The 23703-nt window shown below is 57.2% G+C and carries 30 protein-coding genes; 19 read left to right on the top strand and 11 right to left on the bottom strand.

The window, feature by feature from the left end:
• Positions 1-290: 290 nt before the first annotated feature.
• Positions 291-998, bottom strand: coding sequence for an IS1 family transposase (locus E0E00_RS03020; RefSeq protein WP_130811115.1), 708 nt, complete (start codon positions 996-998; stop codon positions 291-293).
• Positions 999-1184: 186 nt separating this feature from the next.
• On the opposite strand from E0E00_RS03020, the gene E0E00_RS03015 reads away from it, so the two are divergent.
• Positions 1185-1418, top strand: coding sequence for a hypothetical protein (locus tag E0E00_RS03015; RefSeq protein ID WP_130811114.1), 234 nt, complete (start codon positions 1185-1187; stop codon positions 1416-1418).
• Positions 1399-1593 carry an MIT C-terminal domain-containing protein gene (locus E0E00_RS03010; protein WP_130811113.1) on the top strand — a complete coding sequence of 65 codons (195 nt, stop codon included), beginning with the start codon at positions 1399-1401 and terminating at the stop codon, positions 1591-1593. The genes E0E00_RS03015 and E0E00_RS03010 overlap by 20 nt, the downstream gene beginning before the upstream one ends.
• Before the next feature lie 168 nt (positions 1594-1761).
• Here the strand turns inward: E0E00_RS03010 and pcp are convergent, their stop codons facing one another.
• The 5 genes from pcp to E0E00_RS02985 form a co-directional block, all read right to left on the bottom strand.
• Positions 1762-2409, bottom strand: coding sequence for a pyroglutamyl-peptidase I (gene pcp / locus E0E00_RS03005; RefSeq protein ID WP_130811112.1), 648 nt, complete (start codon positions 2407-2409; stop codon positions 1762-1764).
• Between the two features lie 87 nt (positions 2410-2496).
• Positions 2497-3462 (bottom strand): DUF979 domain-containing protein, encoded by a 966-nt coding sequence (locus tag E0E00_RS03000; protein WP_130811111.1) that lies wholly within the window; start codon positions 3460-3462, stop codon positions 2497-2499.
• Entirely contained in the window at positions 3462-4178 is a 717-nt protein-coding gene (locus tag E0E00_RS02995) for a 5-oxoproline transporter, DUF969 family subunit (protein WP_130811110.1), read from the bottom strand. Before E0E00_RS02995 ends, E0E00_RS03000 begins: the two co-directional genes overlap by 1 nt.
• Before the next feature lie 109 nt (positions 4179-4287).
• Complete coding sequence (locus tag E0E00_RS02990) at positions 4288-4527, bottom strand: hypothetical protein (RefSeq protein ID WP_130811109.1); 240 nt, start codon at positions 4525-4527, stop codon at positions 4288-4290.
• A 167-nt stretch (positions 4528-4694) separates the two neighbouring features.
• Positions 4695-5090 (bottom strand): PTS lactose/cellobiose transporter subunit IIA, encoded by a 396-nt coding sequence (locus tag E0E00_RS02985; protein ID WP_242622108.1) that lies wholly within the window; start codon positions 5088-5090, stop codon positions 4695-4697.
• Between the two features lie 18 nt (positions 5091-5108).
• Between E0E00_RS02985 and E0E00_RS02980 the strand changes: the two genes are divergently transcribed.
• Positions 5109-5333, top strand: coding sequence for a hypothetical protein (locus tag E0E00_RS02980; protein ID WP_130811108.1), 225 nt, complete (start codon positions 5109-5111; stop codon positions 5331-5333).
• A 195-nt stretch (positions 5334-5528) separates the two neighbouring features.
• On the opposite strand, the gene E0E00_RS02975 is transcribed toward E0E00_RS02980, so the two are convergent.
• Positions 5529-5822, bottom strand: coding sequence for a hypothetical protein (locus E0E00_RS02975; RefSeq protein WP_130811107.1), 294 nt, complete (start codon positions 5820-5822; stop codon positions 5529-5531).
• Between the two features lie 238 nt (positions 5823-6060).
• On the opposite strand from E0E00_RS02975, the gene E0E00_RS02970 reads away from it, so the two are divergent.
• Positions 6061-6312, top strand: a complete 252-nt coding sequence (locus tag E0E00_RS02970; protein ID WP_130811106.1) for a hypothetical protein — start codon at positions 6061-6063, stop codon at positions 6310-6312.
• A 161-nt stretch (positions 6313-6473) separates the two neighbouring features.
• Here the strand turns inward: E0E00_RS02970 and E0E00_RS02965 are convergent, their stop codons facing one another.
• Together E0E00_RS02965 and E0E00_RS15300 are read right to left on the bottom strand one after the other, a co-directional pair.
• Positions 6474-7322: an HAD family hydrolase gene (locus tag E0E00_RS02965; protein ID WP_130811105.1), complete on the bottom strand. Its 849-nt coding sequence runs from the start codon at positions 7320-7322 to the stop codon at positions 6474-6476.
• Positions 7323-7371: 49 nt separating this feature from the next.
• Positions 7372-7611 carry an SDR family NAD(P)-dependent oxidoreductase gene (locus E0E00_RS15300; protein WP_130811104.1) on the bottom strand — a complete coding sequence of 80 codons (240 nt, stop codon included), beginning with the start codon at positions 7609-7611 and terminating at the stop codon, positions 7372-7374.
• Between the two features lie 379 nt (positions 7612-7990).
• Here E0E00_RS15300 and E0E00_RS02955 point away from each other — a divergent pair, with 379 nt between their 5' ends.
• From E0E00_RS02955 to E0E00_RS02890, 14 genes are all read left to right on the top strand, one after another.
• Entirely contained in the window at positions 7991-8449 is a 459-nt protein-coding gene (locus E0E00_RS02955; RefSeq protein WP_130811103.1) for a PTS sugar transporter subunit IIA, read from the top strand.
• 41 nt (positions 8450-8490) lie between these two features.
• Complete coding sequence (locus tag E0E00_RS02950) at positions 8491-8799, top strand: PTS fructose transporter subunit IIB (protein ID WP_130811102.1); 309 nt, start codon at positions 8491-8493, stop codon at positions 8797-8799.
• A 58-nt stretch (positions 8800-8857) separates the two neighbouring features.
• On the top strand, positions 8858-9961 hold the full coding sequence (locus E0E00_RS02945; protein WP_130811101.1) for a PTS fructose transporter subunit IIC: 1104 nt from the start codon (positions 8858-8860) through the stop codon (positions 9959-9961).
• 66 nt (positions 9962-10027) lie between these two features.
• Complete coding sequence (locus tag E0E00_RS02940) at positions 10028-10945, top strand: class II fructose-bisphosphate aldolase (protein WP_242622107.1); 918 nt, start codon at positions 10028-10030, stop codon at positions 10943-10945.
• Between the two features lie 26 nt (positions 10946-10971).
• The gene (locus E0E00_RS02935; protein ID WP_130811099.1) at positions 10972-11640 is read left to right on the top strand and encodes an RpiB/LacA/LacB family sugar-phosphate isomerase; all 669 of its coding nucleotides are present in this window, start codon (positions 10972-10974) and stop codon (positions 11638-11640) included.
• A gap of 97 nt (positions 11641-11737) precedes the next feature.
• Positions 11738-11935 (top strand): hypothetical protein, encoded by a 198-nt coding sequence (locus E0E00_RS02930; RefSeq protein WP_130811098.1) that lies wholly within the window; start codon positions 11738-11740, stop codon positions 11933-11935.
• A gap of 23 nt (positions 11936-11958) precedes the next feature.
• A complete protein-coding gene (gene iolC, locus E0E00_RS02925; protein ID WP_130811097.1) occupies positions 11959-12993 on the top strand; it encodes a 5-dehydro-2-deoxygluconokinase in 1035 nt (344 codons plus the stop codon).
• 335 nt (positions 12994-13328) lie between these two features.
• On the top strand, positions 13329-14480 hold the full coding sequence (locus tag E0E00_RS02920) for an iron-containing alcohol dehydrogenase (protein ID WP_130811096.1): 1152 nt from the start codon (positions 13329-13331) through the stop codon (positions 14478-14480).
• 9 nt (positions 14481-14489) lie between these two features.
• On the top strand, positions 14490-15113 hold the full coding sequence (locus E0E00_RS02915) for an NERD domain-containing protein (RefSeq protein WP_130811095.1): 624 nt from the start codon (positions 14490-14492) through the stop codon (positions 15111-15113).
• Positions 15106-15975, top strand: coding sequence for an aldo/keto reductase (locus E0E00_RS02910; protein ID WP_130811094.1), 870 nt, complete (start codon positions 15106-15108; stop codon positions 15973-15975). Before E0E00_RS02915 ends, E0E00_RS02910 begins: the two co-directional genes overlap by 8 nt.
• A gap of 51 nt (positions 15976-16026) precedes the next feature.
• Positions 16027-16890, top strand: coding sequence for a DeoR/GlpR family DNA-binding transcription regulator (locus E0E00_RS02905; protein WP_130811093.1), 864 nt, complete (start codon positions 16027-16029; stop codon positions 16888-16890).
• 40 nt (positions 16891-16930) lie between these two features.
• Positions 16931-17896 (top strand): aldo/keto reductase, encoded by a 966-nt coding sequence (locus tag E0E00_RS02900; protein ID WP_130811092.1) that lies wholly within the window; start codon positions 16931-16933, stop codon positions 17894-17896.
• 547 nt (positions 17897-18443) lie between these two features.
• The gene (locus tag E0E00_RS02895; RefSeq protein ID WP_130811091.1) at positions 18444-19901 is read left to right on the top strand and encodes an Eco57I restriction-modification methylase domain-containing protein; all 1458 of its coding nucleotides are present in this window, start codon (positions 18444-18446) and stop codon (positions 19899-19901) included.
• Entirely contained in the window at positions 19894-20550 is a 657-nt protein-coding gene (locus tag E0E00_RS02890) for a PaeR7I family type II restriction endonuclease (RefSeq protein WP_165443524.1), read from the top strand. Before E0E00_RS02895 ends, E0E00_RS02890 begins: the two co-directional genes overlap by 8 nt.
• Positions 20551-20560: 10 nt before the next feature.
• Here E0E00_RS02890 and E0E00_RS02885 read toward each other — a convergent pair whose 3' ends face one another.
• Complete coding sequence (locus tag E0E00_RS02885) at positions 20561-21352, bottom strand: MurR/RpiR family transcriptional regulator (protein ID WP_130811089.1); 792 nt, start codon at positions 21350-21352, stop codon at positions 20561-20563.
• Complete coding sequence (locus E0E00_RS02880) at positions 21349-22095, bottom strand: MurR/RpiR family transcriptional regulator (RefSeq protein ID WP_165443523.1); 747 nt, start codon at positions 22093-22095, stop codon at positions 21349-21351. The genes E0E00_RS02885 and E0E00_RS02880 overlap by 4 nt, the downstream gene beginning before the upstream one ends.
• A gap of 236 nt (positions 22096-22331) precedes the next feature.
• On the opposite strand from E0E00_RS02880, the gene E0E00_RS02875 reads away from it, so the two are divergent.
• Positions 22332-23681, top strand: coding sequence for a 6-phospho-alpha-glucosidase (locus E0E00_RS02875; RefSeq protein WP_130811087.1), 1350 nt, complete (start codon positions 22332-22334; stop codon positions 23679-23681).
• Positions 23682-23703: the final 22 nt, after the last annotated feature.

Genomic DNA, 23703 nt, shown 5'->3' with positions numbered 1-23703 from the left:
GGCCTGCCACCACTGCCACGTGATCAAGATCACGGGCAAGTCCTACAGGGCGAGGGAGGTGATGGGGCAGGAGGCCCAGCCGCGAGCCCGCGGGGACGCCGGAAGCGGCGATGGTCCGCTTGCCTGAGTGGCGAAAGAACATTGGCGCGATTGGCGCCTGAAAGTTGTGCGGATTGGTGATTTCCTAATTGACGCTAACAGGCAGTAGGCGGCCTTGGTCCGCTCCCCGCCCGGCTTCCCGCGCCCGAGCACGCGGAAGACCGACGACCCGCCCTCGCGCTCCTCGCAGGCTATCGCGACGCAGGTGCTGTTGCGGGAGTAGGAGCCCCCTGCCTGCGGCCGGAAGGGGAGACGGCCGCCGCGGCCGCGGGGACCGGGTACATCACCTCGTCGGCCCGCACGCGCCCCGGGAGCACGACGCCGTCCTGGATGCCGTCGAGCACGAGGAAAAGCTTCGCGAGCTGGTAGGGAGGCGTGGTCGGCGACCTGCGGCCGCGCCTCGCGATGCCCGCGAGGCTCTCGTGGGACATGATGCCGAGCAGGGACTCGAGCCAGCCCGCGAGCGACAGCCTGTGACCCTCGAAGATGGTGCCGGTGAGCGGCGTGAAGCCCCTCCCGCAGCACCCGCACAGGTACCTCTGGACGCCCCGGCCGTCGAGCCCCCGCCTCACGACGGCCGCGGAGCCGCACGCGGGGCACGCGACGCGCCGGTAGCCGTTGGAGAAGGCCGCGTCGTGCGGCCCGGGCGAGTGCGCCCTCTCGTATGCGTCCCTCTGCGCCCCCACCGCCAGGCGCTGGGCGGGCGTGAGCGACGCGTCGTCGACGCCGTCCCAGGGCGTGGCGGAGGCTGATGGGACGTGCCATCTGGCCGACATGGTGGTGGTCCTTGCCGCATCGGTCGACGGCGGCGCCAAGGACCACCACGTCACGAGAGCGCCGCCGCCCACCGACGCACTCTCGCCGACGGAACCCCTCGCCTCGATTCTACATCGGCGCATGCGCGCCCGGCATCTTCTCGTATCCACACTGCAAGAGGGGATTTTAAGGATGTAACGGACGGCTATTGACCGGGAGATGATGTGGCTATCGCTCACTCTCGCTGACGGGGGAGCGATTGTACTTGGTGTCGAGGAGGGTGCGAACGGTTTGCCTATGCCCTCTGGCCCGAAAGGTTCGCATCTCTCTTGACGAGGGGGAAGGCCGGCGGGATTTCTGGCCCGGACGATCTCGACAGGAAGCGCAACGACAACTTCATGGGCTACGTTGTGCGCAAGGTCGAGATCGTTGACCCCTACATCCGCCAGTTCTACCAGCGCAGGAACCTCAAGGAGCCCCTCGAGGTGATCCCGAGCCACTTCGAACTGCTCATCCTCCGAGGCGGGTGTCCGCCTGCTGACCTTGCCCGACGAGTATCCTGACTCCCAGCAGACCGTCTACCTGAACCGTATCGCCGAATCCCTGCGGCCCATAGGAATCGACTTCTCCTACCACCTGGACGAGCCGCACGCCATCCATGCTCGCCACGTGGTGATTGACGGCGGGTGGGACGTCATGCTCGACCGGGGGCTGGGTGTGCGGTATGCGGTTACCTAAGAGGTCGGATTGCTGTGGCTAGTGCCAGATGCGGGTGCGCAGCCACTCTGCTGCCTGATTCACGACCTGCCAGTAATAGGGGTCGACGAATCCATGACAAAAGACGAAGGAAGCCCCGGAAGAGCAGGATCTTCCGGGGCTTCCCACAGATCCTTCACGGATGTCTGGCTAGTGCGTCGTGCCGGTCGCCGTCTTCACATCGTCCTCGTGCTCGACAGCAGCCGCAAGGCCAAGTGCGATGCCGTGGGCCATCATGTCGAGCGACATGCTCGGCGTCGAGGATGGTAGGTGGCAGGCTTGCTCCGTCGCATACGGGACGTGAAGGAAGCCGCCGCGGACGCTCGGGCGGCGGGTCGCAAGCGTATGCAGCAGGGAATACATCACGTCGTTGCAGACGTAGGTGCCGGCCGTGTAGGAGACCTCTGCCGGGATGCCTGCCTCGTCCATGGCCTGGACCATGGCCTTGACGGGAAGCGTCGCGAAGTAGGCGTCAGGGCCGTCTTCTGCGATCTTCTCTGCCACCGGCTGGTTGCCGTCATTGTCCGGGATGCGGGCATCGGCATAGTTGATGCCGACAAACTCAGGCGTGATTTTTGCACGTCCGCCTGCCTGGCCGACGCAGAGCACGAGGTCAGGCTGGACCTCGTCGATTGCCTTCTCCACGGCCTCGGGACCCTTGCCGAAGACGACGGGAATCTCGACCTTCGTGACGGAGGCGCCGGCAATCGTGTCGGGAAGCCTGCGCACGGCCTCCCAGGCCGGGTTCATGGTCTCGCCGCCGAACGGCTGGAAGCCGGTTACCAAAATCTTCTTCATCGAGATCCTTCTCTCTCCCAGAAGAGCCTGCCCGAAGGCAGGCTCTCTTCCTGCGCTTTCTATCTCTTTACCCAGATACGGCGCATCCTACAGAGCGACCAGGCAGACCATGAGGAGGATCTGGAAGGCGAGCATGATGAGGGCAGGGACGATCTGCTTCTTGATGACGCCGTACTCGTCGTCCATCTCGAGGATCGCGACAGGCACGATGTTGAAGTTCGCTGCCATCGGCGTCATGAGCGTGCCGCAGTAGCCGCAGGTGAGGGCCAGCGAGCCCACGATGACAGGGTCTGCGCCCAAAGACAGCACGAACGGAGCCCCGATGCCTACCGTCATGACCGTGATGGCGGCAAAGGCATTGCCCATGACCATCGTGAAGAGGGCCATGCCGACGCAGTAGACGACGATGCCAATGACCATGTTGCCCTGCGGGATGATGGCACCGACGATATCGGAGATGACGGTGCCAACGCCTGCCGCCGTGAAAACAGAGCCCAAGATAGCAAGCAGGGTCGGGAGCATGATGAGCGTCCCCACGATATCAAGCATGCGGCGGGAATCCTCGAGGTAGACCTTCATCGTGTTCTGCTTTGGACGCATGAAGTGCAGGATGATCATGCCGATGAAGACGCCAACCGCGATGCCGACAAGGGAGCTGATCTTCGTGAACAGTGCAAAGACTAGAGCGATGGCACCGATTGAGAAGGCAGGGATGAAGATCTTCGTGCCGAGCTGCCTGTAGCCGGCATGGGTCTCTGCCTCTGTGGGCTTCGTGACATCCTCGCCCTTGCCGACCTGCCTTGTGATTGGCGGGATGACCATGAGGATCACGAGGACGCCATCGACCTCATAGGGCACCCAGGGACCGACGATGAAGAGGACGCCCAGGATGCACCAGAAGAAGGTCGTGCCGATTCTCTTCTCGTTCGTCTCATCCTTTGTGTTGCGGACGCCGGCATAGATGCAAACGAGGCCGATGATGAGATAGACGATCTCGAGGAGCTTCTGGGAGAGCGTCACATCTGCGCTCTGGAAGAATTCGATGATGCCCATCAATCCTCATCCCCCTTCACGCCTGCTGCTGCTTCAGCTTCGAGCTGCTTTGGGTCTTCCTTCGTGAGCTTCTTGTCGACGATTGCGTAGTAGATCGTCGTGACGACGACTGCGACGATCGCAACGGGAATCTGGATGGCGGCGAGCTGGGGAAGGTCGACCGTGTAGCCGAGATCGGACATCGTGCCCTGGACGAGCAGCATGCCCGAGGTGCCAACGAAGAGCACTTGGCCGAAGAACCAGGCAACGTTCTCCATGCCTGCTGCCATGGCCTTGAGCCCCTCATGGTGCTTGTGGGACATCTTGTGACCCCTTGCCTCGTCTGCCGCCTCAGCCATGGGCATGACAACAGGCTTGACGAAGCCGGCGACACCGCCGAAGCTCACGTTGAAGGCAGCGAAGATGACACGGAAGACGCCGTAGGCACCGAGCACGAGGCCGGCTGTGGCGTTCTTCACCTTTGCCATCACGTCTCTCGCCGCTTCCTTGAGGCCGTTCCTTTCGAGCGTGCCTGTCAGCAGGAACACGACGACCGTGATGAGCATGTTGCGGTTCGAGACGAAGCTCTTGCCGAGCGTCTGCAGGAACACCAGAGGATCCATGCCGGCAATGAGGGCAGTGACGACAGCGGCAGCCATAATCGTCAAGATCGAATCCCACTTGAGTGCGAATCCGATCACGACGATCAGGATGCCAAGGAGCTTGAGTGCTTCCATCTGTACCCTTTCTCGCGAAGACAGTACCCAAGAAGCAGAAGGCACCTGCCTTCCGGATACCACCACCATCAGTTACGAGAGGCAAGTATCCCAGTACTTCACAATCTCATCAAGAAAGGGCCGAATTGTTAATGAGGCGTTTGCAGCATTCGGCATAAATTAAGCCTCCAAGCAGGGGATATGCGGCCTTCTCGATTCCGTGCAGCTTCCCATACAGCTTGTGCATGAGGACCCAGATACCGAGGATGCCAAGGGCATGGGGGACGAGATGCCCCGGCCAGCCCTGACCTTCCGGCAGAAGGGTTGCAGGCATGAAGGTGTCTTTGAGAAACGCGAGGACTGTCTCCATCCGCTGTCTCCCTCTGCATGGCAAGTACCTGGACAGCAAACCTATACCCTGCCGTACTGCCTGATCCGGACGGAGTCTCATTCAGCCAGACGGGAATCAACATGCCGAGATATGAAAGAAGGCGCGCAGGCCTTATGCCCTGCGCGCCCTCAGATTGTGCGGAATCCCTAGCGATCCCGCTTGCACTCGTAGAGATACACCATCTCCTTGATGAGCTCGACAGCGAGCATCGCGCACATCAGATGGTCCTGTGCATGGACAAGAAACACATCAACCGGCGTGTGGTCGCCCGATGCCTCCTTCTGGAGAAGCTCCGTCTGGAGGTTGTGGGCCGTAAGCTGTGCCTTGTCCGCAGCCTCGAGCCTGGCCTTCGCCTCATCGTATTTGCCGTCCCTGGCCAGCGCCAGCGCTTCGAAATTCCCGAGACGACGCCGAGAGAGCTTGCGGAACTCTTCATCGATGCCCTTCATCTCGATGGCCTGCGCTGTGTCGGCAACCTCGATGCCCGTCAGTCGCATCTGGCTCTCGAGCCATGCGATGGGCGACAGGATGGATGCAGACATCCTTGCGAGGCCAGAAACGTGAACGTCTTCGTTCCCTTCGAGATCTGCGACTTCACGCTTACGCAGTATGTGAAGGATGCGGCAACCCTGGGAGCCCACAAGGCAATCCTCGAGATGGGCCACTTCAACTGCGAGGAGCTTGGCATGCGCTATGCCCCGACGTGGTTGGCAGAGGCGATTGGCACCGATGCGCCAATCGAGTTCGTCCAGGTGGGGGATACCTACCGTTACATCACGAAATAGATTCCATCTTTGCCAGAGGCCGTGCGATGTCCAGATGCCCAGCAAGGTCGGTTCTGCCCCTTCTGGCAGAAAAGAAATCCATGCAGATAAAACCGGGTGCATTTGCCCTTGATGTCTGCAGACGGAGGGTTTGGCGAAGGTGTCCTGGTGGCCGCCATGCAGGCACTATGCTGCGGCGGCGGTCCTATGCAAAGGTCAGTCTTTCCACGGATGCGACGTGAGATGCCACCCTCCGCAATGGGAACACCGGTAGACCGCAAGGCCATGGGTTCCATGCTGGGCACAGAGCGCAGCGGTCTCTTCTGCCTCCTGGCGCGTTGCATAGCGTTGCTTCGAGAGGCAGGCCTTCATGAGGCGGGCTTCTTCCTTCTCGTCTTCAGCCTTGCGCTGATGCGCCTCCTCCTCGGCAAAGACATCGTCCATGCCGCCAAGACCGGAGAGGAACCTCGCCCTCTCCTTTGCGCGTGCTGAGCGTTTCCTGCTTCCCATGTCCCTGCCTCCAGTCCTCTCAGGAAACGTATTGCCGTACCGGCCCGCCCTATGCATTGGTGTCTCCAATTCCTCCCGCCTCCCACAAGATGGAACGCCGATCGCCCGTATTTCATTGGCGCAGTGCGAAAGAGGAGGGATTGCCCCTTCTTGGGGGGCGGGTTACTTCGGCATTGCCGGGAAGGCCAGAGAGAACAAGGTTGATCAAGCTAACGCGCATGTCCACAAGGGTGCCCATGTGGATGTCTCGGCCGTCGAGGAGCATCCGCTCACGCCTGAATGCACGGTCGAACTCTCCGATGATGAGCACGGGATGCCCACCGACAAGGTCGTGGCCGAGCGGGCTGATGAGAGCATCCTGACGTATGGGCATGTCGGCTTGGACAAGCTCCGTCACACCATCTTCGATTCTTCTGCCAACGGCTACCGGGTCGTCGGCGAGGAAGTCGGAAAGGCATGGCATGACGGAGTGGGGCTTCTGAAGCAGTAGATAGGGAAACGGCAAGTAACGAAATGGGATGCTGCACATGGTGCGGCACCCCATTCATATGCAGAATGACCCTGTCTGGCTTGCTGCGTTGCCGCTCGTGTGCGGAATACCGTCGCGATAGATATACAACAACTTCCTGAACCAGGGGAACACGGAATACTTCAGCGTCGATATCCGATCTCTCGCGGCTGTCTCTTGAAGAGCTCCTCCATGTAGAGCCCGACGCCACCGTTGCTGTTCTCAGGGGCAGTGTGGTCTGCTGCGGCCAGGCATTCAGGTCGTGCGTTTGCAACGGCGACACCGTCTCCTGTCGCCTTGAGCATGGCGATGTCGTTGCTTGAGTCTCCGAAGGCTACGGTCTCTTCTCTTGGCACGCCCAGATAGGATGCGAGCCAGAGAAGTCCTGCTCCCTTGTCCGCTCCAACCTTGGTGACTTCCACATTGCAGGGCTGGGAGGATGCCCTGATGAGGTCAGGGAAGGAATCCACGGCCTTCCAGACCTTGTCTCTGGTCCCGTCGTCGAGATAAAAGATGTTGATACGGCAGATACGCCCTGCAGCATCGATCATGCTGCTGGTCGTTCCTAGGTAGCAGGTCCTGACCTCCTTGATATGGGCGCGCGTCGCCTCGGTCACGGGAATCTCGTCGAGATGGTGCCAGCGGTCTTGTGCGGTCAGGACATGGCCATCTGCGAAGAGGTCGAAGGTGATGGGCAGGTCCTTGAGCGCGTCGAAAAGGCGATGGACTTCCTCCTTCTCGATATCTATCTCGTGGAGGATCTTTCCATGGTCGAGATCCGCAACAAGGGCACCGTTGCAGCATACGGCATAATGCACGCACTCGTACTCTGCAAGCGCGGGCGGGATGCCGTTCATGTTTCTGCCGGTGCAGGGAACGAACTGGATGCCTCTTGCCGCGGCTTTCTCGAGCATCTGGCGGTTTGGGTACGGTATGGTCTTGTCGCTTGCAAGGAATGTATCGTCCAGGTCAGAGAATATGAGGCGCACCATAGGACTCCTATAGATTGCTTTTGGCAGCTAACCGCTCCTGGGGACTATGTTATGCGCTAGGGTTGCTTATCCGGCCTAGGCATCTTTCCAAGATAGAGCCGGCCGCATCGATTCCCTCACTGCGGTGCTGCCCAAGAGCCCTGGATAGATGCTCCTCGTTACGACGGTTGAATGCGACGTTTGCGCCGGCCTCGCCAAGCGCAGACGCAATTGTGAAACCAATGCCATGCGATGCCCCGGTCGCAAGAGCGACCTTGTCCTCAAGGCTGAACACCTCTTCATATTCCATTTACTTGCTCCTTTCGGAATCACTTTCGTTTCAGTGGAATCGTAGAAATTAAATGCGCTGACCTTGGCATCCTCCAATGAATTATAGAAAACGAAAGAAAACATAAGAAAATAAGGTTTAAAAAGACGATATCTTCGATATTATCCTCAGCTCACAATCTTGTATTTTTAAGTACGAATTCTTTGATAATGATAAAATAGCAGATAAAAGGGCTAATAGGCATAATTATTAGATTCTTTAAGCCTAAGATAACGGGCTTCTCTAGTATTTAATAACCGTTTACGAACGAAAATATACCGCCTGCCTACGGCGTGCTTCCCGTGATGTGCAAACAGCTGATAGTAATGATCGCGAGCTGAAACAGGCGGGAGGCAAGGCGATGGAACTTGAAGAATTACTCGATGAAGACATCGTCGAGCTTGATCTCAAAGCAACGACAAAGGGTGAGGTGCTTCGTGAGCTCTCGAAGCTGCTTTTGGCTCATGGCTACATAGATGACGTAGAAGGATTCGTGTCTGATATATATGCACGCGAGGCTGAAGGCATCACCGGCATGGGGGACCACATCGCGATTCCCCATGGCATTAGCTCTCATGCCAAGAGGATCGGAATCGCGATTGGCAGAGCGTCCTCGATGATCGAGTGGGAGAGCTACGACGATGAGCCGGTAACTCTCATCTTCTTGTTCTGCATTCACGGTGCGGAGAACTCCGGAACGTATACGACCAAGCTTCAGGCGGAAGCTGAACTTGCTAGGCGTTTGGGGAGCGTTGGAGTCATTGACAAGCTTCAGCATGTCGGATCAAAGGAGGAGCTGATAGACGTCCTTACGAAATAGCGAATGACGGCACTGGTGGGGTTCGAGAGAGGATGAGCGTCATGAAGATTGTCGGAGTAACTGCTTGCACAGCCGGAATTGCGCATACGTATATTGTCGCGCAGAAGATCCAGGAGGCCGCCGAAGCCGCAGGGCATCAGTGCAAGATTGAGACGCAGGGCACGATCGGCGCAGAGAATGTGCTTGCGGAAGATGAGGTCCGCGATGCTGACGTTGTAATCATCTGCCATGACATTGCGGTAGACAAGAGCCGCTTCAAGGGCAAGCGTGTCGTCGATATTCCCATCAAGGTCGCAATGAAGAGCCCGAAGAGTCTCATTGCAACGATTGAGAAGAAGCTCAACGAGTGATTGTTGTGTTTTGAGCGTGCAAGCGCAAAGCAAAAGGAGAAAGAAGGGAGGAGTTCTTATGGCAGAGAAGAAGTTCGAGATTCAGAAGCCGGTCATGACGGGCATTTCATACATGATTCCCATGGTTGTTGCAGGTGGCATTCTCGGCGCTCTGGCGAAGGGCTTCGGCGGCTACACCATCGGCTCGCTCTATGACACTACGGGCTGGGCAACACCATTTTCTGGCATGGAGCCGTTTACATGGCAGGGCTTCTGGTGGGGCATCAGCATGCTGGGTACCTACGCGATGAATTTCGCAGTAGCAGTTCTTACGGCAGGCATTGCCTATGCCATTGCGGAACGCCCCGGCATCGTTCCTGGATTCATTATTGGCTATACATCCGCAATGTCTAAGGCCGGCTTCCTCGGCGGCCTTCTGATGGGCTTCGTTATCGGCTATTTCGTCCTCTGGATGAAGACGTGGAAGCTTCCCAAGTGGGCCGTCGGCCTCATGCCGGTATTCATCATCCCCGTTATTTCCACTCTTGTATGTGGGGGCATATTCCTCTGCTTCATCGTTCGTCCACTGGCATCTATCATGACCGCTTTTGAGGGCTGGATTATCTCTCTCAATGGCGGCTCCAAGGCAGTCATCGGCGCGGTCATTGGAGCATGCATGGGCTTCGATATGGGCGGTGTTGTCAACAAGACAGCTTCTATGGCTGCAAATGGTCTCGGTGCCGATGGCGTCTATGGTCCCATGTCTGCAAAGATCATCGGTGGCATGACCCCTCCTTGCGGCGTCTTCATTGCAAGCCTCATTGCCAAGGACAAGTTCAGCCAGGCAGAGCGTGATACGGCTATCACTGCATTCCCGATGGGCCTTTGCTTCATTACAGAGGGCGTTCTTCCCTTCGCTGCGGCAGATCCCCTGCGCTTCATTCCTGCTTCCATGATCGGTTCGGGAGTTGCTGGCGCTATCGCAGTTGGCATGGGCGTCGAATCTGTTGCTGGCCACGGCGGAATCTTTGTATTCCCGATGATGGCGAATCCGCTTTGGGCTGTTGTCGCTCTTGTTGTTGGCTCTCTGGTCACCGGCGTTATCTACGCAATCATCAAGAAGAAGCAGGCCGAAGAGGAGGGCGCCGAGGAAGAGATTGTTGACCTCGACATCGACTTCTAACCCGAGGCCCCAAAGGCTGATTCAACCTCAAAGAGGAAGAGAGAGTTCAGGCTCATGCTAGTTTCTATGAAGAGCATCCTCGATCATGCAAACGAACGCATCTACGGCGTCATGGCGGTGAACAGCATCAACATCGAAATGGTGCGTGCCGTGATTACGGCGGCTGAAGAGGAGCGCTCGCCAATCATCGTCCAGATGGGTCCAGGACAGATTGCAAAGCATGCACATCTTGACGAGATTGTTCCGGTCGTTAGGGAGCTTGCAAACAAGGCTACCGTGCCTGTAGCCTACAATCTCGATCATGGTTCCAAGCTCGAAGACGAAATCCGTGCAATCCAGGCCGGATTCACGAATGTCATGATTGACGCCTCTTCTCTTCCCCTTGAGGAGAATATCAAGGAGACCTCGACTGTCGTCAGCCTTGCGCATCCGATGGGCATTTCCGTCGAGGCGGAGCTCGGCCATGTCGGCCAGGCTGCCGATGGCGACGGGCGCACTGATGACATGTACACCGACGTTGCGCAGGCACGCGAGTTCGTTGATCGCACGAAGGTCGATGCCCTTGCCGTAGCCATTGGTACTGCTCACGGCAATTATCCGAAGGGATATGTGCCCATCCTCGATTTCAATCGCCTTGCTGAGCTCAAGGATGAACTCCAGATGCCGCTTGTGCTTCATGGCGGCTCTGGGTCGGGAGAGGAGAATCTCCGCAAGGCGGTTGCGGGGGGCATCAACAAGATCAATGTCTGCACCGATGCGTTCCACGCTGCAAAAGATGCCATGACTGATCTTCTGGCTGACGATCCGAAGGCTGATTTCATGGCCCTGCAGATTGCAGCCGAGGCAGGTGTAAAGAAGTTCGTCAAGGACTACATTCACATTATCGGTTCCAATGACCAATACGTTTATGGCGGAGCCTATTCGGATTCGAAGGAATGGGCCTTACAAGGGTGCGACACAGCTGTGCCGCACCCCTCATTCTGAAAACGCACGAGGAGGCAGGACAGACAATGAAGATCGCACTGATTAACGAGTTTTCGCAAGCATCCAAGAACGGGCTCATTCTTTCGACGCTCAAGAAAGTAGTCGAGCCTCTTGGTCACACGGTCTACAACACGGGCATGCAGCAGGTTGACAATCCGAACGATCTGCCGTCGGACTACACTCCCGAGAATCCGCGCCTGACCTATCTGCATATTGGCATCCAGGCTGCCCTTCTGCTCAACTCGAAGGCCGTTGACTTCGTTGTGACGGGCTGCGGCACTGGCCAGGGAGCTCTCATGAGCTGCAACATGTATCCGGGTGTTGTCTGCGGCTACTGCATCGAGCCGACGGATGCGTATCTGTTCCTCCAGATCAATGATGGGAACGCTCTTTCAATCCCGTACGCAAAGGGATTTGGCTGGGGCGCAGAGATTAACCTCGAGAACATCTTTACAAGGGCATTCAGCTCGCCGAAGGGCATGGGCTATCCCGCTGACCGCAAGGAATCGCAGAACCGCAACGTCAGGCTCCTCGATGACGTGAAGAAGCGCGTCGCAAAGCCGCTTCCCGACATCATTCGCGCTCTTGACCCCGAAATGGTGCAGGCGGCTCTTACGGGCCATTTCCTCGATTGCTTCTATGCAAACTGCCAGAATCCGGAGCTTGAGGCGCTTGTTAAGGAGCTTGCCGAGTAGAAGCTGACTGACACCTAGTCTGTTGTTCGCGAGACGCTATGCGCTGGTGCCATTGGTTTTAGGCGTCGGCGCATATGCCTTATCAGGAGAGATGACGATGCAAATCTCAGAGGCAATGCAGCTTATTTCCGTGGCCATTGGGATAGGCCTATTGGCAGAGGTCCGTGCTTCCTTTGCAGCCAGGGTCGCAAAGGATTCGAACGTGAATTCTTATAGCCAGGCAGAAAACAGGGCGAGGATTGCCTCCTTGATCTGCATCGGCGTTGCGCTCGCGCTTGTCTTCTTCCCCTTCTAAACTGTGAGATTATGGAGGCTCTCATGGATCTGTTCGGCTATGATGCATCGCGGCCACTCGATATCATCTGCCTCGGCAGGATTGCCCTCGATTTCAACCCTGCGTATAGCGATGCTATCAAGGAGGAATTCAAGCCCCTCAAGGATGTGCACTATTTCGAGATGTTCATTGGCGGATCTCCAGCAAATATTGCAGTTGGGATTACGCATCATGGCATGAAGGCAGGCTTCTTTGCAAAGATATCCGATGACCAATTCGGTGACTTTGCATCGGACTACTTCAATCGACTGGGTATCGACACATCGCATATTACGAGATGTACTCACGGAGAGAAGCTGGGCCTTACATTCACGGAGATGATGGGCCCGTCAAAGTCTGACATTCTCATGTATAGAAACGATGCTGCCGATCTGAAGCTGGGTGTCGATGACATCGATCCTGACTATATTGGCAGAGCAAAGGCCATCCTCATTTCCGGTACGGCATTAGCGTCCAGCCCATCTAGGGAAGCCGCCCTCAAGGCTGCTCTTCTTGCGAAGAGACTTGGCACAAAGGTCATCTTTGATATCGACTACCGCCCATATAACTGGGAAAATGACGATACGATCTCAATCTACTATTCTGCTGTCGCCAAAGAGGCAGATATCATCATGGGATCGCGTGAAGAATTTGACCTGATGGAGCATCTCGTATCACCGGGCATGGACGATACGCAGAGCGCATCCTATTGGCGGAGCAGAGGCGTAACAATCGTTGTCATCAAGCATGGAATGCAGGGATCAACGGCCTATACGGGCGATGGCAAGAGCTATTCGATAAAGCCATTCCCGGTAGAGGCCAGAAAGGGCTTTGGGGGAGGAGATGGCTATGGCTCAGGCTTCCTCTATGGTCTTTTCCAAGGATGGGATATTGCTCGTTGTCTGGAATTCGGTTCTGCCGAAGCATCGATGATGGTGAGGAGCAACAACTGCTCTGATTCTTTGCCGACGGCACAAGAGGTCGCCGAATTTATCGAAGACGAGAAATCGCGTTATGGCGAGATGGTAGCACGTGCATAGCGCCTCGTCTCAGAGTCGGACACACAATGACGAGAGCTGCCTTGATGGTACGGAAAAGAAATCCGCACTGACGCGTCTCGTGCTGAGAGTCGCATCTATTGCATTGGGCTTCTTGCACTGGCTGCCGGCATTGTCGTCCAGACAAAGAGTGGGCTGGGTGCTGCAGCGCTGTGCTGCTTTCAATCTGCATGCTCGGCAGTCTTGCTGGTTTTGGACTGGCAACAGTGGTCTCCGCCCTGTTCCTTGGGCACGTCATTAATCTCGTCAACAGGTTCCTTCAGGAGCCGCTGCATGTTCTTGTATTCGGAAACTAGCCAAGATTGGAAGTGTCGTTTATGGCACGCGAATTCCTCGTACCAAAGAAAATCATCAATGGCGAAGGCGCATTGGCTAAAGCGGCCCCGGCCTTTGCCCGTTGCGGATCGAAAGCGCTCATCGTTACAGATGCTGTCATGAAAGAACTTGGCAACCTGCAGATGCTGACAGAAGCCCTCGATGCATCCGGAGTGCAATATTCCGTATACGACGAGGTCAATGCAGAGCCGACAGACACCGTGGTCCATAAAGGAGTCAGACGTTTTGCCTCGGATGAATGCAACTTCCTGATTGCCCTTGGCGGCGGTTCGCCTATGGATGCCATGAAGGCGATTGCACTTATGAATGGCTATGAAGGCAAGATCTCTGACTTCATGGGAAAGAGGTTCACGAGGCCAGCGTGCCCAATGGTAGCCATACCTACAACAGCGGGGACAGGTTCAGAAGCGACGCAGTTTACCATCATCACGGATACCGCCGCGCAGGTGAAGATGCTCATTGCCAGCGAATCGCTCATCCCCGATGTTGCGGTGATCGATCCGGCATTTACGAAAAGCGCTCCACATGGAGTCACTGCAACCACAGGCCTTGACGCCCTCTGTCATGCCATCGAATCGTATACCTCCCGCAAGGCCCAGGCGCTTTCCGAAGTGTTTTCTCTGTCTGCAGCCAAACTGATTCTCGAGAATCTCGGCAAGTGCTGTGAGACGCCGGATGATCTGAGTGCACGTTCTGCAATGTCATTGGCTGCTTTGCAGGCTGGCATTGGTTTCAACAATGCATCAGTCACAATCATTCATGGCATGTCGAGGCCTATTGGCGCCATGTTCCATGTGCCTCATGGGCTCTCCAATGCACTGCTTATGGAAGCGTGCCTTCGTTTTGCGCTTACTGGTGCACCCGGGAGGTTTGCTGCAGTTGCTCGCTATTGCGGAATTGCAAGCGATGCGAATGACAATGCGGCTGCTGAGTCGTTGATTGAAAGGATTCATGCGCTGCTGATTGAACTCCAGATTCCGACAATGTCCGAGCTTGGCATCGAGCGGGGTGCCTATTGCAGCGTCCTTGAAAAGATGGCCGATGACGCTCTTGCAAGCGGAAGCCCGCAGAATACGTGGCGGCAGCCAAGCAAGCAAGACATTATCGAGCTGTACAAAGAAATCTATAGGTAAAGGAATCCGATGGATTCGACTGTCTTGGCTGCCCTCGTGGCAGTGCTGGTTGCGCTCATTGCTGCTCAAGGCATCCAGCTATGGCCCTCGTACAGGGGGACCATATATCAGGAGCTGTTTTCCAGCTTTCTTGAGTACTTCTGGCACATGAGATTCCAGCACGATCTTTCGACGTCTTCATACTTGAAGAGCAAGGTCGGAAGTCATCGCATCGTCTACAACGCGGCGGTTGGCAAGAAGGGTGCAAAGCTGGCGGATTTCGTGACGGTATTCAGCGAGCATGGCTTTATCTCAATCTGTTTGATGCCATACAGCGGCGATGTCGTCTCTGCAGTCGGCAATGGCAACTGGAAGGTAACGCGGCAGGGAAAAACGGTGCGAATGCCTTCGCCCTTGGCTTTGGTTGCGCAGCAGAAGCAGTTTCTGAGGAAGACCCTGGGCGATGAGGTGCCAATTCATTATGTGATTGCCTTTGGAGATGAATCCACCTTCGAACATGCTGACTCAGCGGTGCCGGTTAAGACGGCCAAGAAAGCCGTTGAAGAGCTGTGCGACATGCGTGAGGGCGGAATAGGACCTGGTGAAGTAACCAATGCATTCGAGCTGTTCAGGAAGGTGTGTGCAGATGATTGATCTGAAGGACAAGAACGATACCTACACGCTCTCCAACGGCGTCCGCATCCCGTGCATTGGATACGGAACCTACAAGATGCCAGCCGATGAGACGGGAAAGGGTGCAGTGCTTGCCGCTCTGTCTCTCGGGTTTCGGCATATCGATACTGCCACTTCGTATCACAACGAGGAGATGGTTGGACAGGCTGTGGCGGAAAGCGGCATTTCCCGCGGCGATCTCTTCATTACGAGCAAGCTCTGGAACGATGACCAGGGCTACGAAGAGACTCTTGCAGCGTTTGAGCGCAGCTGCAAATGGCTCGAGACAGACTATCTTGATCTCTACCTGATTCATTGGCCTATCTGCCCGGGGTATCGGGATAGTTGGCATGAAAGAATCTGGGACACCTGGAGAGCGTTCGAGAAGCTCTATTCGGATGGAGCTATACGTGCAATTGGCGTCAGCAACTTCTTGCCCCATCATCTCGACGCATTGGCCCAGAAGGCAGACATCTTGCCGATGGTCGATCAGTTAGAGCTCAATCCGTCATATCAGCAGCGCGAAGCGGTGCAGTACTGCCGGGAACGCAATATACAGCTTGAGGCTTGGGCACCCCTTATGAGAGGCAGGGCCTTCTCGAGCCAGCAGCTGAAAGACATCGCTGGTCGTCAAGGCAAAGATATTGGCCAAATATGTGTCAGGTGGTCCCTTCAGAAAGGGTTCCTGCCCCTGCCGAAATCCATTCATCCAGAGCGAGTCAAGTCGGACGCGGAAATTTTCGATTTCTCGCTTGGCGACGAGGCGATGGCGGCTCTCGACGCAATGGATACGACGACCGAGTATACCTTTCATCCGGATTATTGCGATGAGTGGTTCAAGTGATATGCGCGATAATCTGAGCCGATAGGGGCTCGATGCTATGGAGGTATCCTGATGAGCCGTCAGCAGGACAAAATGCTAGCCGATGAACGGCGGGCCAGAATCATGGAAGAGCTTGAGCATAAATCCACGGTTCTCGTCGCTGATCTTTGCAGGGAGTTTGATGTGTCGGAAGTGACCGTCAGGAGCGACCTGAAGAAGCTCGAGGATGCAGGCAAGCTCCGCAGGACACGTGGCGGCGCCGTATCAATTATGCGAACTATCACGATTTCTTATCCGGACCAGCGCATGAATGTCAATTCAGCTGCCAAGCGTGCGATTGCCTCCAAAGCGGCTGGGCTTATATCTGATGGCGAGTCTTTGATGGTCGATACTGGTACGACGACCTTTGAATTTGTGCGTGCCCTTGCCGACAAGCGCGATATCACCATCGTGACAAGCGACCTTTCCATAGCGACATATGCCGACTCAAACCTTCCCCATGCTGATGTCATCTGCCTCGGCGGCCACCTGAGAAAGAACCACCGCTATATCACTGGCATGATGACGCTGAGGAATCTGTCAGAGATATTCGTGGATAAGGCCATTCTGGCGACGGATGCTTTCACTCCCGGCAAAGGCTTTACGACAGAATTTATGGGCAACGCCGAAGTGAAGCGCAGCTTCCTGGCACAAGCAAGAGACCGGATCATGCTGATGGATGCCTCGAAGGTCAGAGCTCCACGCTTTGTCAAATTCGGTGACATTGCTGATTTCGATGCCATGGTGATGGACTACGACCCTGATGGAAAAGTGAGCGAAGCTATAGAAGCTTCAGATGCAGGCACCACGCTGGAGCTCATCGGTGGAGACCTGGTCGTTGGGCAGGATGTTGATAGCGACATCGGCAGAGAGCGCACGAGATTCAACGAAGTGTAGCAGCGCCTTGTGGCGTCTCATCACTGTATTGGAGCTTTCTATGCGCTATAGAACTGGCAAGAGTATCGGAGAAAAGCTTTCTGTCTTGGGAGCTGGCACCTGGGCCATGGGTGGCAGGAATGCCTATGGCCTCGTCTTCGGCGAGACCGAAGAGGAACGCTCCATCAAAACCTTGAGGGCGCTTCTCGACGAAGGCGTCAATGTGATTGATACGGCACCTGTCTATGGAATGGGCGGTTCTGCAGAGAAGCTGGTCGGAAAGGCGCTTCAGGACGGCTACCGCGAGAAGGCATTTCTCGTCACGAAGTTCGGCGACTACTGCGATGCCAAGACCGGGGCGAGAGTGATTGACGATAGCAGGGAAGATATCCTGCGAGAGATCGAGGAATCGCTCGAGAGGCTCCAGACCGACCATATCGACCTCTACCTCATGCACTACCCAGATGACAAGGTTCCTGTGGCAGAGACCATGGATACGCTGAACCGGCTCCTGGAGGAAGGGAAAATCTCCCATATCGGTGTCAGCAACGTTAGCATCCCGCAGCTTGAGGAATGCATGCGCTATGCAAAAATCGATGCGGTTGAGCTCAGGTATTCCATGGTGGACAGAGCATATGAGACGGTCATGAAGTGGGCACACGAGAGAGGCCTTGCAACCCTGACCTACGGAACGCTTGGCGGAGGTATCCTCTCGGGTGCCTTCAGGATGCTTCCGCACTTCGAGGAGAAGGATATCCGCTACACGTTCTATACCGCCTTCAAGGAGCCCCTGTTCTCGAAAGTGCAGAGGCTGCTCCAGGATATGGACTCCGTAGCAGCAAAGCATGGATGTCCGGTCTCTCGGGTGGCCCTTGCCTGGACCATGCAGAAGGAATTCGTCACGACGGCGCTTGTGGGATGCTCCTCGCCTAGGAGGGCGCACGAGAACAGTGCTGCCTCTACACTCGAGCTGAGTGCAGACGAGATGGGATTCCTGGACGGCTCCATCGAGCGCAACCTGGCCTAGGATGCCATAGCCAATCAACCATTGCCGGGAGACGAGCTGTCTGCCTTCTTGCGAAGCAGCTCGTCGACAAGTGCATCGGCTACGGCAAACTCGGTGAAGCGGGAATTGAGATCAATCTAGCTGATGCTGAGCCGGTCCGATGCAGCATGGAGCGCACCCCTCGCCATCTTCCAGAGGGGGCTTTCCCGGTCCGGGCAGACGCCGATGACGCTCGCCTTGTTCTTCTCTGCTTGTCCGTCACATGTGCCCAATGAATGATATTCATGCAGGCAGATACACCCAAGATAGCCTCTGTGGGCTTCTCGCGCCCGAACACTGATTCAGCCAAAATCTTGCTGCGGGCCACGGGTATGATGGTTCCCATGGCAAAGATGGCTCGCTTCGTATTCGGAGGAAGGTAGAGGTGCTGTCAAGTCCAGGCGTGGTCTTTACAAAAGATTGGGTCGCCGATTTTGTTTTGGATATTGCTGGCTACACCTCGGAGCGAAGCCTTGCATCCTACTGCGCAATAGAACCTTCGTGTGGCGATGGCGCATTCTTACGGTGCATGACGGAGCGTCTCTGTGAAAGCGCGAGCCGCGAGGGCAGACTGTCCATTGGCACCTTAGAGGGATGCATCCGCGCTTATGACCTCGACCCTGTATCCGTGGACAAGAGCAGGCGTGCCGTTCGCGATGTTCTCGAAGGCTATGGTCTCGCTTCGGAGCAGTCGAAGGGCCTCGCGGATGTCTGGGTGTCAGAAGGAGACTTCCTCCTCTCCGACGCACCTTCGGCGCGCTGGGTGGTTGGGAACCCGCCCTACGTTCGGGCGACTTTGATTCCGAAGGAACGACGCGAACTCTATGCGCAAAGGCTCTCGTGCTGCACGATGGGGTCTGATCTCTACGTCGGTTTCTTCGAGAAGGGGCTTAGTGCGCTGACGGAAGACGGATCCCTCTGCTTCATCTGTGCGGACCGCTGGCTCCAGAATCGATACGGATCCCGTCTTCGTTCGTTCGTCTCGAAGGGCTTTAGCCTCGATGCCCACGTCCGGATGCATGGCGTTGATGCCTTCGAGGATGAGGTCGCCGCCTATCCGGCTATTTCCCTACTCAAAAGAGGGGCTGGAAGGGCAATCCGATACATGGACTGCGAGGCTCAGTTCTCTCGGGATGATACCTCGGCTGCAAAAGCATGGCTGCTTGGAGAGGGTGGCTTGGCTGGTTTGACTAATGCCTCCGCTGGAACCCTGCCCCCCCTTTCGGGGGCGTCGTCAATACCCTTGGCGCCGCCCGAGCGTCTCAAAGTGCTTGATGACCTGGCCAGTAAATTTCCGACCTTGGAAGATGCGGGCATCAGGCTGGGCATCGGCATCGCCTCGGGATGCGATGAGGTCTACATAACAGAGGACCCCAATCTTGTAGAGCATGATCGCATGATGCCCCTCTTCTTCATGCGTGACTGGCGCGCTGGCAGGCGTGACGTAAAGAAGTGCCTCGTGAATCCATGGAACGATGACGGAACCCTCGTAGACCTTGATGACTTCCCGAGGCTGAAGAGATACTTTGAGGAGAACGAGGAGAGGCTCAGACATCGCAGGGTTGCGAGGGACCATCCCGACTCGTGGTACCGGACGCTCGACAAGCCAGACCACAACCTTTTGGGGAAGGAGATGCTTCTCTTCCCCGATATGGCGGCGAAATCAGACCCCGTGTACAGTGACGGTTCGCGCTATCCCCACCACAACTGCTATTGGATGACGTCGACAGAGTGGGATGTTCGGGCGCTCGGCGGCCTCATGATGAGCGACCTCGTCGAGGGTTACGTGGACGCCTTCGGGGTGAAGATGCGTGGGTCGACGTTGCGCTTCCAGGCTCAGTACCTGCGAATGGTGCACATTCCCCGGGCCGATGAGGTTGACGACGACACAAAGCACGAGCTGACCGAGGCGTTCGCCGCCGGAGACCGTGTTCGTGCAAACAATGCAAGCCGACGAGCGTACGGGCTGGGGGCCATCCATGCGTGATGACGTGAAGGACGCGGTTCTCGACTGCGTGAACTACGCGGTGATTAAGGGGACGCAAAGTGGGAGACACATCGCGCCTCTAGCAATGAAAATCGCCGAGGACATGGAGCAGGTGGGCTATAACCGGAACGACATCTTCCTCGATGACGTTAACGTGACCCTTCCCGGATGGTTCCGCCCCTCCAAGAAGTGGGATATCACCGCGTTCGAGGATGGGGTCCTTGTCGCAGCAATCGAACTGAAAAGCATCAGCAGCAGCTTTGGGAACAACGCAAACAACCGGGCGGAGGAGGCCCTGGGGAGTGCTTCCGATGTGGACTACGCTACTCACAACCACCTCCTCGAGCCGAATGACCTTCCTCCCAACTTCGGCTATGTACTGCTGGTTCGCAAGACCCCCGAGAGCACAAGACCATCAAAGATTGGCGCGAAGTCACGCTATGCGTTTGACAAGGAGTTCGAAGACTCATCTTATGTCGAGCGATTCACCATCCTAGGCAAAAGATTGCTTCGCGAGAGAGTCTACCAGGCCGTATGGGTTGCAGTTGTCGATTTGGAAAACGGTGTTGTCGAAGAACCGGATCCCTTGATGACCTACGACAAGTTTGTCGCCCATCTGAAGGGCTGGATTGACGTCATGAGGGCGTAGAGCCGAATTGCTAACTCGGGCCGGGCGCAGACGAGCCGTCTGCCCTCCTGCGGAGCAGCTCGTCGACAAGCGCATCGGCTATGGCAAACTCGGTGAAGCGGGAGTTGAGGTCGATCTGGCTGATGGTGAGCCGGTCCGATGCGGCATGGAGCGCGATGCCCGCCATCTTCCAGAGGGGGCTTTCCCGGTCCGAGCAGATGCCGATGACGCTCGCCTTGTTTTTCCTTGCGATGGCCGCGGCCTTTACCACGGGTATGGTCCTGCCTCCGGAAGAAAAGATGACCATGGCGTCCCGCTCTGTGAAGGCGGAGGCGTCGCGGTAGGCGAAGGGTGGGTCTAGATAGCGCCGGCAGGGCCTGCCGATGCGCGTCAGGTATTCAGAGAGGTATTCCGCAGGGAATTCCGAGAGCCCCCTTCCAAAGATGACGAGGCTGCGTGCCTGCCAGACAATGGCGGCGGCCTGTGACAGCGGAGGGGGCGGCGCATTCCGGAACGTGAGGCTCGCCTCTCGCAGAAGGGCGTCCTGCGCCGCCTCGGCCCCATAGTCGGAGACGCCGTCCTGTGCGGAGAGCGTGCGTCCCTCAAGCTCGCTTTTGACAAGGAAGCGCAGCTCGGCATAGCCAGAGAGGCGAAGCTTCTTGCAGGCGCGCTCGATGACGGCGGTGGAGGCATAGCTTGCGCCGGCGGCCTCCTCGATGCCCCACCCGGCGATCTCCCCCAGGTGCAGTTCTGCAAAATAGAGGAAGTCAAGCTCTCCCGGCGTAAGCGTCGAAAGGATGTCGTCCCGGAACGTCTCGATCATTCGTGGGCCTCCTCGGCAACCACCTGTCCATGGAGATGGCGATGGGTATAGGTGCGGGCGATTTCGTCGATGACCGCAATGATGCCGAGGCGCGAGGCGATGCGCGGGTTGGTCCTTGGTGCGCTTGTCGCCATGAGGTGGATGTCGCAGAACGTAATGAGGTCGCTTGTGAGCGAGCTGGTGATGCCTATGACGAACAAGCCACGGTTGTGGGCCTTGCGTGCCAGGTCAAGGGTGGATCCGGCGCCAGAGACGCTCGCGCAGAGCACGACGGCGTCTGACGGCGCACTTGCGATGGCATCGAATGACAGCTCGTCGTTCGGCATGCAGATGGTAGGGCAGGATGCCGAGAAGAGGTAGTGGTGGAGATACTCGAGCGCGGTATGCGTGAGGCCCCCTCCGACGAGGATGACGGCTTCGCGCTCGGCAAGCAGGTCCGCGGCGCGCTCTATCATCCTGGCCTGGTTGAGATGCGCAACCGCGGCGATCTCCGCGAGGATGTCGCGCTCGGGTAGCCCGGTCGCGGTGACCGACGGGCGCTTTCGTCGCATGAGCGCGAATCGATACTCCGCGTAGCCCGAATAGCCGAGCTTGCGGGAGAGCCTGACTACGGTCGCGGCCGAGCATCCCGCCTCCCTCGCGAGCTCCCTTGCGCTGAGGTCGGCGACCCTTCCGCCATGGGCCTGGATGCAGCGAAGGACGGCAAGCTCCGATGGCGTGAAGCTGGACGCTGTGTCGGTCAAGCTACGCGCCTCCTCTGGCAAACGACTTGCTCGGGAGCGTTCCAGAATTTGAAACATGTGACAAATTATGGCATGAGTTTCTGTAACCGACCTCGGCCGTCCCTTGGAATCCCACAGGCGGTATCTTTCTTGCCGAGAGCAGGAAAGAGAAGGAAATGCCTTATCGTACCTGCGTTTTATTAAAAGGTCGGCGGGAGGGCCCATTCCTGCCCGCTCCGACCGGAGAGGTGGGCGCAATGGGAGAGAAGCGTTACAACGTATGTATCGTCGGAGGCGGCAGTACCTATACGCCGGGCTTCCTCAAGAGCTTCGTGAGGCTCCAGAAGGACTTTCCCCTCGCAAGGCTCGTTCTCTTCGACACCAACGGCCCGCGCCAGGAGCCGGTGGGAAAGTTCGGAGAGATTCTCTTCCGCGAGATGTACCCGGATGCGGAGATCTGCCACACCACTGACGAGGAGACCGCGTACGCGGGCATGGACTTCATCTTCATGCAGATGCGCTCGGGCGGGCTCGAGGGCCGCTGGTCAGACGAGCATTCCTGCTTCGACCACGGCATCATCGGCCAGGAGACGGTCGGTGCCGGCGGCATGGCCTACGGCATGCGCTCCATCGGCGACATGATTCACGCCATCCATGCCATCCGCCGGTATTCCCCAGAGGCGTGGTGCCTGAACTACTCGAACCCTGCCGCCATCGTGGCAGAGGCGCTGCGTCGCGAGTTCCCTGATGACAAGAGGATTCTGAACATCTGCGATCAGCCCGAGAATGTCGTGCGTTCCACCAGCCGTTTGCTTGGCGTGGACTGGAACGATCTCGAGCCCGTCTACTTTGGCCTCAACCACTACGGCTGGTTCACCCACATGTACTACAAGCCGACGGGCGAGGACCTCATGCCCAGGATTCGCAAGCTCGTGCATGAGAGGGGATTCCTTCCGCAGGACGCGGAGCAGCGGGATCCCTCCTGGCTCGAGACGTATGGCAACGTGCAGATGATGATGGAGGACTACCCCGAGTTCCTGCCGAACACATACGACCAGTACTATCTCTATCCGCTCTACAAGTTCCAGCACCTGAATGAGGAACGCCTGGCCGCCGACAACAAGACCCGCGCCGACGAGGTCATCGAAGGACGCGAGAAGCGTGCGTTCGGCGAGAGCCACCGCTGCATCGATGCCGGCACGACGAAGGGCATAGTCGACATCCACTCTGACGCTCACGCCGAGATGATGATAGAGGTGGCGTCCGCCATCGCCCACAACACGGGCCGTCGCTACATCATCATCACCGAAAACAACGGCCTCATCAACAACATGCAGGACGACGCGATGGTCGAGGTCGTCGCCGAGCTCACCGCCAACGGCCCCCGTCCGATGGGCGTCGGCAACATCCCGCAGTTCTACCTCGGCCTTCTCGTCCAGCAGGTCTCCTGCGAGAAACTGCTCGTGGACGCGTACTTCGAACGCAGCTACCAGAAGGCGCTCGAGGCAATGACGCTGAACCGCCTCGTGAACGACACGAAGAAGGCACGCGAGATCCTCGATGTCCTGATTGAGGAGAACAAGGGCCTTTGGCCGGAGCTCAAGTAGCGTCGAGGGCCATCGGAAGCGT

Source organism: Olsenella sp. Marseille-P4559, from assembly GCF_900605015.1.
GTDB lineage: Bacteria > Actinomycetota > Coriobacteriia > Coriobacteriales > Atopobiaceae > Tractidigestivibacter.
Note: the sequence above shows the minus strand (reverse complement) of the source record. Positions and strands in the feature narration are given on the sequence as shown.